At 53.4% G+C, this 13,059-nt stretch carries 10 protein-coding genes; 5 read left to right on the forward strand and 5 right to left on the reverse strand.

Annotated elements, in window-relative coordinates; translation table 11 throughout:
• Nucleotides 1-143 precede the first annotated feature (143 nt).
• The gene (locus FBQ85_16425) at nucleotides 144-812 is read left to right on the forward strand and encodes a hypothetical protein (GenBank protein MDL1876732.1); all 669 of its coding nucleotides are present in this window, start codon (nucleotides 144-146) and stop codon (nucleotides 810-812) included.
• A 132-nt stretch (nucleotides 813-944) separates the two neighbouring features.
• Here the strand turns inward: FBQ85_16425 and FBQ85_16430 are convergent, their stop codons facing one another.
• Entirely contained in the window at nucleotides 945-4,430 is a 3,486-nt protein-coding gene (locus FBQ85_16430) for a PKD domain-containing protein (protein ID MDL1876733.1), read from the reverse strand.
• Nucleotides 4,431-5,417: 987 nt separating this feature from the next.
• Between FBQ85_16430 and FBQ85_16435 the strand changes: the two genes are divergently transcribed.
• The 4 genes from FBQ85_16435 to FBQ85_16450 all read left to right on the forward strand — a co-directional run bounded on the left by FBQ85_16435 (nucleotide 5,418) and on the right by FBQ85_16450 (nucleotide 7,043).
• Nucleotides 5,418-5,648, forward strand: coding sequence for a hypothetical protein (locus FBQ85_16435; GenBank protein ID MDL1876734.1), 231 nt, complete (start codon nucleotides 5,418-5,420; stop codon nucleotides 5,646-5,648).
• On the forward strand, nucleotides 5,645-6,097 hold the full coding sequence (locus tag FBQ85_16440) for a hypothetical protein (GenBank protein MDL1876735.1): 453 nt from the start codon (nucleotides 5,645-5,647) through the stop codon (nucleotides 6,095-6,097). The genes FBQ85_16435 and FBQ85_16440 overlap by 4 nt, the downstream gene beginning before the upstream one ends.
• A 16-nt stretch (nucleotides 6,098-6,113) precedes the next feature.
• On the forward strand, nucleotides 6,114-6,317 hold the full coding sequence (locus FBQ85_16445; GenBank protein ID MDL1876736.1) for a hypothetical protein: 204 nt from the start codon (nucleotides 6,114-6,116) through the stop codon (nucleotides 6,315-6,317).
• Between the two features lie 177 nt (nucleotides 6,318-6,494).
• Nucleotides 6,495-7,043, forward strand: coding sequence for a porin family protein (locus FBQ85_16450; GenBank protein MDL1876737.1), 549 nt, complete (start codon nucleotides 6,495-6,497; stop codon nucleotides 7,041-7,043).
• Nucleotides 7,044-7,108: 65 nt separating this feature from the next.
• Here FBQ85_16450 and FBQ85_16455 read toward each other — a convergent pair whose 3' ends face one another.
• The 4 genes from FBQ85_16455 to FBQ85_16470 all read right to left on the reverse strand — a co-directional run bounded on the left by FBQ85_16455 (nucleotide 7,109) and on the right by FBQ85_16470 (nucleotide 12,884).
• Entirely contained in the window at nucleotides 7,109-10,054 is a 2,946-nt protein-coding gene (locus FBQ85_16455; GenBank protein MDL1876738.1) for a DUF3387 domain-containing protein, read from the reverse strand.
• A 36-nt stretch (nucleotides 10,055-10,090) separates the two neighbouring features.
• Complete coding sequence (locus FBQ85_16460) at nucleotides 10,091-10,969, reverse strand: 3-hydroxybutyryl-CoA dehydrogenase (GenBank protein ID MDL1876739.1); 879 nt, start codon at nucleotides 10,967-10,969, stop codon at nucleotides 10,091-10,093.
• A gap of 85 nt (nucleotides 10,970-11,054) precedes the next feature.
• Nucleotides 11,055-11,321, reverse strand: a complete 267-nt coding sequence (gene rpsT / locus FBQ85_16465; protein ID MDL1876740.1) for a 30S ribosomal protein S20 — start codon at nucleotides 11,319-11,321, stop codon at nucleotides 11,055-11,057.
• 102 nt (nucleotides 11,322-11,423) lie between these two features.
• Entirely contained in the window at nucleotides 11,424-12,884 is a 1,461-nt protein-coding gene (locus FBQ85_16470; protein MDL1876741.1) for a hypothetical protein, read from the reverse strand.
• Nucleotides 12,885-13,059: the final 175 nt, after the last annotated feature.

Below are 13,059 nucleotides of genomic sequence, written 5' to 3' on the forward strand. Positions count from 1 at the left end.
AATAATGCCAAAGCATAGAATCGCATCTTGACCCTATAAATATTAGTCAAAATCGTAGTTGCTTTGGTGGCTTTCTAGTTTTAACCGGACAGCAGTGATGCGAATGCAAAATTGAAGAAGCCCTAAAAAGGATACACGTTGCAATGATTTTCGACGAATTTGTTTCGAAAGCAGATGCGGGATTTTTGCATCTCAAACGATTCCTGCCATGTCGGATTCAATTCCTGCCCTTTGCCCTTTGCCCCTTGCTCCTTGCTTGCGGCGGTGTGCCGCAAACGTTTTATTACACGCTGGCGAAAGCGCCAATTACACCCGTAGAAACTACCGGGAATAATCATGGCACCTTGGCGGCCGTCTTAGGCGTCGAAAAATTTAAGGCTGAGACAATTTACGAAGACGATCGCCTGATCTACCGTGAATCGCCGGTCGAAGTCAAATACGATCACTATCGCCGCTGGGCCGCGCGCCCGGCGCAGTTGGTTACCGATGAGATCATTCGCCAGATCGACGGCAAACGGCTTTTTAAGAATGTGATCTCCGTTCCTTCTGCAACGCACGTCGATTATATCCTGCGCGGCAAGATTCTGGCTTTTGAGGAATGGGATCGCGGCGAGCAATGGTTCGGCAAGGTCGCGTTCAAAGTTGAGCTTTATGAGGCGTCGTCGCGGCGTTTGGTGTGGCGCGGCGATTTTGACTGTGAAACGCCGGCAGAGAAACGCTTGCCGGTGAGCGTGGTGCAGGCGATTAGCCAGAGCTTGCATGAATGTGTGGAGGAGTTAATGCTCAAGCTGGCTGAGGAATTGAAATCCTAACGCTGAACCATCTACGCGGTGACTGCATTAAAAACAAAGGCAACGGCCAAGCCGTCGTCGAACAGAATTCTCTAAAACAAAAAGCCAACCCCGTTTCTCGGGATTGGCTTTTTTGTTAGAGTCAACCTGCTTTTACCGCAACAACGACATCTTTTGCCTTCCTTCAAACAACAGCTTACCGGCGTTTGTCACACGCAATTCGACAAAGTACGTGCCGCTTGCCAGGCCTTGCGCCTCCCATCTCATGGTATGGCGTCCGGCTTGAAACTCGCGATCGGCCAGTGTTGCGACCTTTTTGCCATCGACGCCGTAGATCGTCACCAGCACATGTCCCGGTTTCGCCAGATCGAACACGACGTTGGTTTGCGGGTTGAAGGGATTCGGGTAATTGGGACGCAAGCCAAACGTTTCAGGAATGCTGCCGTTCGTTTCGCCGACCGAAGTCGCGGGCGGAACGGTGAACGAGCCGAAATTCGAGGATTCGACGAACGTTCCGGTCGCGCCCGAGGCAATAACTTTCCAAAAATGGAAGCCGCCTTCGATGCTATTGTCAAGCTGCAAGTCATGCTCGCTTTTGTTTGCAAGCTGCACTTGTTTGATGATGTTGCTGAAGTCTGCATTCTTGCTCAGCAACCAGAGATAGTTGATCGTGCTGCCGGGGTTCTCCGGATCGGCGGTGTCTTCCCAATCAAAGGTAATGCTGGCCGGCCGCGTGGAGTAAAACTCGCCGATAGGCGAAAGCACGCGGAAGGCGCGCAGCGGGTCAGGAATGGAAACCACGGTGACTTGCGTTGCCACTGAGTCTTTCATACCCTTGCCATCATCCACCACAAGCTGCACGCTTTCAACTCCGTGCCAATCCAGCTCAGCAAACAGATTGAATGTGGTGTTGGTGTTGCGGAATTTGATTTTGGTGTTGCCTGCCAACGAGAATTTCCATTGATTCGCGGGATCTTCATCATCTTTAACGCGGGCGCGCAGATCCGCCAATGGAATGCGCAACGTATCATCCTCGTTGAAGGAATAATTGACCGCATTCTGCCAGCGCGGCGGCGAGTTGGAATCCCGCACCGTGAATTTCACCGCAACCGTGCCTGCCGCGTTGGAAGTATCCCGCACGGTAAAATTAATTGTCTCACTGCCGAGCCAACTGGCATTGGGCGGCAAGATCGTCACAATCAAACCGTTGATAAAAACGGCTAGCTCGCGATTGCCGGTGGCCGTGAGCCTCAGCTTATCTTTCGGATCATCCGGGTCGTTGATATAGTCAGCAAAATTGAGCGGCGCAAAGGTCTCACCGCGCTTGATTGTTTGCTCGGGAATGGCGGCAATCCGCGGCGGATCGTTGGCCGGGTCAACGGTAAAACGCGCGCGCACGCTGTCAATTGCATTTCCCGGGTCGGTTGCCACGAACGTGATGAAACTGACGCCGGCCCATTCCGAATCCGCCGGCGCAACCGTCGCGATGCGATTGGCGATGGTCACATTGAAAAACGCATTGGGTTTGGTGCTCCACGAAATCTGATTGTCGCGATGATCGGGATCGAAGACATAATCATCAAGCGTAATCGGGTCGAACGGTTTGCCTTCGCCTTTGCGTTGCGCCGGAATGGTGCTGAGGCGCGGCGGATCATTAACGGCCGTAACCGTAAATCGTCCGGTCGTGGTATCCGCTTTATTCGTAGGATCCTTGGCGATAAATGAAATGGTTTCCGCGCCGGCCCATTCCGAATCTGCCGGCGCGATGGTGGCAATGCGATTAACAATGGAAACGATCAAATTGGTGTTGCCGAATGCGCTCCAACTGATTTGGTTGGGCGTATTATCGACATCCGTCACATAGTTGTCCAACGCGATGGGCGTAAACGGCGTGCCTTCTGCCACGGTTTGATTCGGAATCTTGGTTGTCGTCGGCGCACCGGTGCCGACATTCACTGAAGCCGTGTCCGAAGATACGCCGCCGTTGTTGTCAATCGCGCGCACGCGCACACGTTTTTTGCCGGGAGTATCAAACGTTACCGTTACCGATTTGCCGTCCAGATCGAACGTGCCGTCGTTATTCAAATCCCATCGGAACGTGTGAGTATCCAGCACGCCGGCATCTGTCGCACTGCCGGTGAGCGTCACGGGTTGATTGAGCAACGCGACATACGGGCCGCCGGCATCTGCAACCGGAGGAACATTGGCAACAGTGACTTGCACCTTCACGCGAGTGCGGTCATTCTCATTATCGACGACTTCCAGCGTGGCTTGTCCGGTGAAATCATCGGGGTAGGTATGCTGAATCTGCGGGGTGTTGGTGCTGTCATCAAATACGCCGTCGCTGGTCCAATCCCAACGGTATCTTACAATCTGCCCATCATCGGTCGAAGCGGAAGAATTGAAGGTAATCGGCGAGCCTTCGGCGCCATTGTACGGGCCGCCGGCATTCGCCACCGGCGGAGCGCCGCCGGCGCGCAGCGTGCGCAAATATACTTTACCGAACGACGGATAAGCGGCATAAAAGTTATTTCCGGCAGCGCGCACAACATGTTTGTCGCGCGACTCCGACCCGCCGGATTGGCTGGCCAGTTGCTGCCGCGCGCCCCACGTTTGGCCTTCATCCGTGGACAGACGAGCAAAAAGCGCTTCACCGTCGCCCAGATTGTAAGCGAGCACGATTTTCTTGCCATCATTGGTTGCCGCCACCGAACCAACGCCCAAGTTTTGATGCCAATCTCGCAACTCGCCTTGCTCCGAAACCGCCACGTCGCGCACTTTACTGCCGTCCCGGTAGCGGGCATAGCGCACGGATTGTGCGCCGTTGCGCGCCTGATCCCGCGCGGAGCCATAAGCAAAGTGAACGTTGCCGGATTGATCTGCGAAAACATCGCCGTTGCCGTTGCGGCCGCCGGCGCCGCCGTAGTGAATGCTTCCAATTTTGTTCAGGCTATTGCCGCCGTTGGTCGAGCGATAGTACGACACCGGGCCGCCGCTATCAAGATCGTCCGGGCGGTTGATGACGATGTTCAACACATCGTCCTTGCCTACGGCAATTTCCACGCGATCGTCGACGCGATACGGCCCGAGAGCCGGAATAAAGCTATCCTCGGCGCCGTTGATGATGCGAATATACATGGCCTCGCCAAAAACGTCTTCCGTTGCAAAGCCATGAACGACATGTACAACGCCTTTGCTGTCGACTTCCATGCGCACACTGTAAGCGCGCCTGAGATTCGTGGCGATTTCTAACGGGCCGGTCCAACTCCCGTCGGCGCGTTTGCGGGTGTAGTGAATGCTGTAAAAATCACCGCCCAAAGGTTCGCGAAAACATATATGCGGCAATCCGGTGGTGGGGTCAATTGCCACCGTTGCGCCAAATCGAAAACCGCCTTCCTTGTCAGCCGTGGCAACACTGACGTTTTCTTTCTTAACAATGGCGCCCGAGGCGTTCAACTCCACCAATACCAAGCCTTCATCATGATAAACGACGAAGATTTTACCGGTGACCGGATCGATGTCCATATCAGGCGTCGAGCCGGCGCCCAAATCAATCTCGTTGCTCCAGCTTTGCGGAAAAGCGGCGCTGATGCACAGCCAACTCAAGATCAAGACAGCGCGGATGAAATGCAGTCTCATAGCAGCGTTCCTATGATCAATAAAGTGGATTAAAGTGATGCAACCTGTCACTTTTAGGCTGATGAATGCTTAAAATTCGATAAAACTGTAACAGGTTTTGGGCAAACCGCAGGAGCTTCCCTGGTCATGAGGCGCCGTATCCTTGGCGAGACGTTTACCGCGAGGAATGTTAAGCCTGGCCTAAAAAGTTATGGATATATTACGACTAGAGGGGCAAGGTTGCGGATTTGCATAAACACAAGATCGCGCCCACGGCATCATCAAAAAATGCGGCATAGATTTCTAGTGGGCTGTTTCCCTAATTTGTAGGAGCACCACCTCGAAATGTCATTCAGGTGATTCTTGTGAAGTACTCGGCATAATGCCTGCAACTTCACCACTCCCCTTCTGGATGACATACAGGGTGGGATATACTTTTCAAGATAACAGCACGCGTGTCTGCAATCGAGGCGGCAGCGCTTCGACCAAAACAGAGGTCATTTCGGCTTTTTACGATTGAAAAATCGCCGCAGTATTTTCCTCTTTTCATGATGAAAATTTTATAGCCCGATCTTCACCAACCTCGCAAGTTTTACATCATCAGATTTTTGCTTTGTTTTCCACGGCCAAAATCAAGCCCCCGTCTTTCATGCCCCAATTTCCATATTATTAGGCTTTTACAAATTTTGAAAATAACGGCCATTTTCCTGGCATTGCCCTTGCCTTTTCAGCAGATGTTCGCACGGCTTTGCGGGATGCAAAACGGAATGCACGAACCCGGGAAGTTATTCAAATTTTTCCAAGGGGTTCAGCAAAAGGTTTTTGATTCAGGAACCGTAACTCAGGAATGACGTTTGGATTGCTGTGCAACAACAGGACGCTCACGAACAGGACAGGAATAGCGGCTCGCCCGCCTCGGGACATCATCCCCTTGCGCCAACAACGCATTGGGCGAGCCGTTTTTTTCTAGGATGATCATGATCGCGACGCGCAGCCGAGGCAAATCCTATGGATCATCGCAAACGTTTCATCGGCAAAGTCGTTTTATTTTGGAACGGCGCACAATTGCCCACGGATTTTTTTTCAGACTATCATAAAAGCCGGCTGATCTTCATTGCGGAAACGGAAGTGCCGCACGACCAGGGACGGAAGATCATTTCAACTGCGCCCCAGCTTGTGGATTTGCTGCGGGCGCATCGCCGGAACGTCGAATCATTTTACCACGGAGGAGAAGTATGACAATCACATCCAGGTTTTTCATAGTGGCGGCGCTGCTTTGTCTCGCGCTGGCCGAACAGACGCAGGCGCAAACACGCTTGGGCTTGCGCGGCGGCGTTTATTTGGATCAAGATGAGGCTTTTGTCGGCGCACATCTGGCGCACCGGATGCAACGCAATCTGCGCTTCGCCCCCAATTTCGAGTATGTGTTGATCGAACAAGGCTCGCTCTACACCATCAATGCCGATTTTCTTTATGATTTGCCCGGGCGCAGCAGCACGGTTCTCTGGCTCGGCGGCGGTCTGGGATTGAGTCGCTTTTCATTCGAAGACTTCAGCAATAATGACGTCGGGCTGAATCTGTTGATGGGCGCGAGCTTTGGTCGCGGTCCGGCAACGCCATTTTTACAAGTTAAAGTGATGGTGATGGATGAAACGCAATTGGTGTTGGGCGGCGGCATAACGTTTTGAAGCAGGAGCATGAATCATGAAACGAACAGGCTGGATCATAATTTTTGTGATGATTCTTTTATTTATCGTGGCCGGCGCTTATAGCAAGCAGGAAGAACGCGCGAAACAACGGCAACAGGATGAAATCGAACAAATCGGAAAAGAATTGGACCGGCTAACGCTGCGCGCTCAAAAAATGGCCGCTCGGCTCGAACAAGCCAAAATCAGGTTGGCGCAATAGCCGGCGGCGCGGCAAAACGTTGTTGCAAAGACAGGCGGGAATTTTTAAATTGCCGCGCCTCTGGAGTGCAGCCCGGCGCGTTTCGCATGACACGTGTCTGTCTCCCCAAAACCGCCGCGCGGGCAGTCTCCCGATTTCGACACAGACACACAACACTATTTTGAACGAGGAGTTCATATGAAGAAAAACATAATTTTGGTTATTGCAGTTGCCCTGTTGATCGCAAGCCAGGCCGGCGCGCAGAGCATCAAGCTGGGACCGCAAGTCGGCTATCAAGAAGCCAAAGATGCAGATAACGGCAAGCTGATGGCCGGCGCTGCGCTGCGCCTGAAGCTCTCGTCGATGCTGGGAATCGAAGGCGCGATCAACTATCGTGGAGAAAAATATTCCGACGGCGCCTTGACGGTGCGGAGCTGGCCGGTGCAGGCTTCGGCGTTGATCTATCCGCTGCCGCTCGTGCACGGCACCATTGGAACCGGCTGGTACAACACCACGCTCGATTATGATCAGAGCAAGGCGGGCTACGCCAACCTCGATGATGAAACCACGCAAAAAATTGGCTGGCACTTCGGCGGCGGCATTGATTTGCCGGTGGGCAAGAGTTCCACGCTGACGGCTGATATTCGTTACGTTTTTCTCGATTACAATTTCGATGCGCTGCCGGGCAGCGCCAACCTGGACAGCGATTTCTACATGATCAGTGTGGGATTGCTGTTGGGGCTGTAGGCCTGTCTTATTTCAGGCGGAAGGAAATAATCACTGGGCTGCCGTTTTTCGGCAGCCATTCTTTTTTACCGATAAACGGCCAGCTTGCCAAAACGCGCGTGAATGAGACGCAGCAATGCAGCGGTGAGCGGTTCTAACGTCGGCTTCGGACAGCGGGCCTCACGCAAAATTTGTTTGAGTTTCCGCCGCATTTCGCGTTGCACGCTTTCTTTCATATTCCAATCCACGATTGCCAGTTCTGGCGCAATCGCCGCCAGCATGGCATTGGCCATGGCGCGATGCTGCTCACGGTGTTGCGCCTGTTCGGCGGCGCCGGGCGCGAGGAATTTTTGCAACACGCCAAAAAATGCGAAAGCCTCTTCGGAAAGGCCAAGGGCGTTCGCTTGCGCCGCGGGACCGGCGCGCAAACATACAATCTCCACCCACAATTTTTTCAAAGTTGCTTGATCATCACTGAGGCCGTGCTGCCGTTCACGCATAATCTGGTGCGTGCGCTGCTGCAAGCCCTCATAAAACGCCGGATCGCGCGCCAGATTGACGGCGGTTTCGTGCAAGAGCGCATGCTGCACGCGCGCAATCTGGGCGAGCGGTGAAGCGAGATTGTTGACTTCCTGGTCAAATGATTCCGCATAAACCGAAACATATTCTTTGATGCTGAGTCCCGGCACCTCGGCGATAAAACTTGCCATGGCCTGATGCACTTTGGGGCTGACGTGGGCGCGCGACAAATTCTCATCAAGATAAAAACTCGCGGCTTCCTGCCGCACAGCGTCGAGCCATTTGGCGTCGTCGAGCATCTTGCGGGCTTCGGCATGCGGCAGCAATTGATCCAAAAGTCTGCCAAACGCGCGCCAGGCGCGGGCAAACGCTTGGCGCGTGTCACTCCGCTGCAACGCCAGCAACCACGGCTCGGTTGACCAGCGCGAGAGATGCATGTCAAAAAATCCCAGAACTGCCAGCCGGGCGCGCTGCAATTCGGCAAAAGAACTTTCGTCAAAACGGGGCGCGAGAACCGCGCGCAGTTCTGCCGCATTGAGTGCCGGCAGCGCCAACGGCAGATTGCGCGTCACCCCCCAGTAATCCACCAACAACCCGCAGGTTTTGTGCTCGCCGGAAACGCGCATCGTCAGATTGATAAGTTGCAATAACTGTCGCTCGCTGGCCGGCTGATCAAGATAGATTGTTTGTAAATTCGGGGCAGCAGACGAAAGCGGTATCGGCTTGCTCGTTATAAAAATTGCGAAAGCGCCGTTGTCAAAATGGCTGCGGTGAATAACATTTTCAGGGACCGGGGTTTGCTTGAAAAAAGCCCGTGCGATTTCTTCATTTCTGGGAGAATCCGTGAGCACGGCGACGCGCTGCGGCAGCTTCGCAACAAGCTCGCCATAATATCGCAACGCTGCTTCATCATCAACAGCCAGTAAAATGGCCTTGTAGCCATTGGCAGCCACATTTTCTTCATAATGCTCGAACACATCCTGCGCGATCGCCGCGAGGCGATCTTCTGCCTTGGCGGCGCGCAAGTCATCTGGATGAAGTTGCTCTTCTGCGTGTTCATGAGCCGGCGCCGGTTGATCTTTCCAAACGTGCCAATCCGGCAAGCGCGGCTCATACTTCGCAGGAACCAGCAAACCCTCTTGCTGCGCTTGACGATATGTGAAAACGTGAATGTAATCGCGCTGGAGTTGTTCGCCAGCCGGTTTTGGCAGGGTTGACATAAAAACAATCAAACCAGCATGCGACAATGCACGGTGGATTTGTTCGTGCAAGCCTTCGTCGCGATACGTTTCGTCTAATAGTACCAAAAGAGGAGGCGCGGCAGAATCTGCCTGCTTACTGGCAGATTGGGCCAGCGCGCCAATTTCATCTTGTAGCGTTTTGGCATTGGTGATGATTGTCGCGCCGTTCTTGTCATGCACGATTTTGGTCAGCGCGTTCGTCGCCGTGAGCGGCAGCGGCAAGCCATGATGCTGAAACGTTTGCTCGATCTGGCGCTGCACTTTTTCACATTCCGTAATGATTAATAAAGTCGCTTCGGGCATCTGTTGCGCGCGACGCAGTTTCAGCGCCAGGGCGCATAATGCCAGCGCCCTTCCCGCGCCCAGCGGATGCCAAATAAATCCGGCGCGCTCCGGCATTTTCACATCTAACGGCAATAGGCGCTGCAAAGCTTGTTGCGCGGCTTGAAATTGATGATGGAAGGCGATCTTTTTTTGCACGGCGCCGGCATCATGCTCAAAAAAAATGAAATGCCGGATCATCTCCAAAAGATTCGCCGGGGCCAACAGCCCGGCAACGAGCAGATCGCTGGAGGTGGGAAGATCGTTCGGGCGTGCGGACAAGTGCTGAAGCCGGGCGCGCAATTCCTCAAAACTCAGCGGAAACGGCTCGCGCCAGTGATGCAACTTTTTCCCGACGGCGCCGAGAGCGCCGTAGACCGCGTCATTTTTTTGCAGAACAGCGAAGAACTGGGCGAAATCAAACAGGCGGGGAAAACCGGGCGCGCGTTGCAGCGCTTGCAGTCGCGCCACACTCTTTTCCGCGCCGCCGAGTTCGCCTACTTCAAAGACAACCAGCGGAATACCATTGACGAAAACAACCAAATCGAACACTTCCGTGCCGGCGAGGCCCTGCACGCGCAATTGCTCGACGATCAAAAAATCATTTTGCCCGGGGTCATCAAATGCAAAATAACGCGGCTGCGTTTGATCAACTGCGGGCGCCGGACGAATCAGCTTGTGGTGAATGTGTTGTTCGCGTGAAAGCGGGGAAGGCGTTTGCGGCGCTAGCAACTCGGACAGCGCATGCGCTGCTTCATTTTCACGCAACTGGGGATTGAGCGATTGCAGCGCAGCGAGCAGGCGCGGGGCCAGCAGAACGTCGCGCGCGCTGGCGCGTTCTGCATTGAAAGTCGCGCTAGCGCCATGCGCATATTGGTAGCCGAACGCTTCGGTAAGCAGATCGATGACCGCGCGCACGACGTCGAAATAGTCCGGAGAGGTGAGGCTCATGGCATGCGTAATCGAAAATAAACCATGCCGCGGCGACTACAATCCCAAATCTGTCGCTTTCGGTTTCTCGCCGCTGTAATCATAAAAACCTTTTCCGGTTTTTTTGCCGAGCAGGCCGGCCAGCACCATTTTGCGCAGCAACGGCGGGGGCGCATACTTGGCCTCGCGATACTCGTCGAACATGATGTTGGCGATGTAGTACGTCGTGTCCAGGCCGACGAAATCGAGCAGCGTGAGCGGACCCATCGGATAGCCGCACCCGAGCATCATGCCCTTGTCAATATCTTCAATCGAAGCGACGCCGTTTTCCACCGCGCGAATGGCGTCGAGCAAATACGGCACGAGCAGGAGATTCACCACGAAACCCGAGTTGTCTTTGCAGGCAATCGGTTCTTTGCCCAGTGTTTTCGCAAACGCAAACGCGGCATCAAATGTCGCCTGGCTGGTGGCAATGGTGCGCACGACTTCGACGAGCTTCATCAGCGGCACGGGGTTGAAGAAATGCAAACCGACAAAGCGATCCGGACGTTTCGTGGCGGCCGCCATCTCGGTGATCGTCAGGGACGAGGTGTTGCTGGCAAAAATCGTCTGCTCCGGGCAGAGACGATCCAGCTCGCCGAACAGCTCTTTTTTCAAAGCAATGTTTTCGATGGCCGCTTCGATGACGATATCCGCGTACTTCAAGTCCGCCAGGCGCGTTGTGCCGGAAAGGTTGGCGAGCACGGACTTTTTTTGTTCTTCCGTCACCTTGCCTTTGGCCACGCCTTTGCTCAGGAAATCTTCAATTTTGCCCAAGCCTTTTTTGAGCAACTCGTCATTCACTTCGCGCACAATCGTCTTGTACCCGGCTTGCGCGCTGATTTGCGCAATGCCCGACCCCATAAGGCCACAACCGACGATGCCGACGGTTTTCATGCTCCGTTCTCCTTTTCCAAAACAAAAAATGCCAGGCGCTGCGTCACGTCCGGCATTCAGATTGATGATAAATTTTTGCTTCGCTTTATGAGGCTTTGGCCGCCAGTTTGTTGCGGAACAACGCCAAGCGCGATTTTTGATTCGCCGCTTTATTGGGATGAATAATGCGTTTGCGCGCCATCTTATCCAGCAACGAAGATACTTCTTTATAAGATTGTTCTGCCGCTGTCTGGTCGGTCGCGGCCAATACCTTCTTCGTTAATGTTTTCAACGCCGAGCGTTGGCTGCGGTTGCGCGCATGCCGGACTTTATCTTGGCGAATGCTTTTAATTGCAGCGGAATGATGTGCCATGATTTTCCTAATTGCTTGATTTGAGCTATTTATTTCTAAAAACGAGCGCCAATATATAAAACAGGCCTTCGAATGTCAACAAGAAACTTTGAGGCTATCCCTTTAATTTTCAGAATCCATGATGATCTTGCCCAATGTTTCGGCGCGCCGGCTCTGGCTGCGCAAGGTTGTCACTTCCTTTAGCTCATAACCGATGCGCGGAAAGGCATACTGCACCTGCCCCTCTGCGGAAACCAAAGTATCGCCGGGCAAATCGAGCGCGACTTCTCGCAACACGCTTTCGACGAGGCTCACGGGGAGTTGTTCTTCCCTTGCACCTGTGTTCACTATTTGATGAATCTGTGCCGCGGTTTGTGGATTTCCGTTCTCCTGATAAATGGCCTTGAACAAGCGTTTGCGAATATTGTTGCGGTGGCGCTGCCGCCGCGCTTTTGAGATTTTAAACCAGCGCAATAGCGGAATTGCAAAAAAGAGCACAGAAAAAATCAGCGGAATCCAGCCGAGCAACAGATAAGCGGCAAAATCATGCGCCGCAATCCAATCCCCCAAGCCGGGCAGCATGTCCGCCGGACCGCCCGGAGCCGTGAGTGCGGGAAGCAAATTAGTCAGCAGGTAAAATGCAAAAATGAGATTGAAGGCGTTCATGAGGATAATGACAAGGTTGCGTCCCGGGGAATTGCCGGCCAATTGATAGTCCGGCTCATATTCATCCCAATAATGCACGATTTTGTAGGGTTCCACCTTGTCCAGGCCGCGCAGCAGTTCGTCGAACTGGCCGTACATCACGCCGTTATCGCTGACCTTGACCTCGCCTTGAAAACGCACCAGGCAATCGGTGAGGAAAGTTTCTGCCTGTGGGAAATTCCAACCGGCAAGCGCGCACAGCTCGGAAGTCACGATGATACCGTTTTGTTTGCGCAAATAGGCCGCAACTTCTTTTTGATTGTGCAGGGGATCTATCTCCACGCGCGCCGGGCCGAAGACGAAATCATAAACCGAGGCGATGAAGCTTTTCTTGTTCTCATTAAGCGGCGAGGGCCTCGGCTCGTATTGGCGATAGGGATAACCGCGGCGATCGGTGCGATACAGCACCGTGCCGGTGTTGGTGCGCCAGCGAAAAATCGAAGCAAAAATATTGCCCAGAGTTTCAAGCGAGGGCCCGCGCACCTTGCCGTCTTTTTTGCCGGCGCTCATCGCCAGTATCAGCGCGATGAGGATGATCACGAAGAGGACGAAATAAACCACGAGCGTAACGGCAATCCACGCCTTGTAAATGACGGTGAACAGTTGCCACAAGCGTTCACGCAATTGCGCCATTTTTTCTTCGAATGTTTTCTCGCCGCGGCGCAGCAGGTTTTTGCCGAAGTCATAAATCAGATCGCCGTTTTCCGTGACTTGCAGGCGGCAAACATACTTTTTGATCAATTCGTCCAGCGCATTGCGCGCGTCATCAACATACAAGCCCGTCGATGCGGCGGCTTCGTTTAAGGTGAAATGGCGCTGACCCTTGTGCAGCTTTTTTTCCAGAAGGGCGGCCGGCTCTTTTGTTACCGCGGCAGTCATACGTATCGGTTCTTGTTGTCTATCTGTGCGGAAAAACCGTGTTGAACAGGTTTGAAAATTTAATTCACGTCACAATAAATCAACTGTAGTTTGGCAAATTTTCATGTTCTTTTTCAAAAATTGGCTGAAAAGGCCAGCCAATCCTGAGGTATGGACAGACCTCACCACTGTCCCC

Source organism: Cytophagia bacterium CHB2, from assembly GCA_030263535.1.
Classification (GTDB): domain Bacteria; phylum Zhuqueibacterota; class Zhuqueibacteria; order Zhuqueibacterales; family Zhuqueibacteraceae; genus Coneutiohabitans.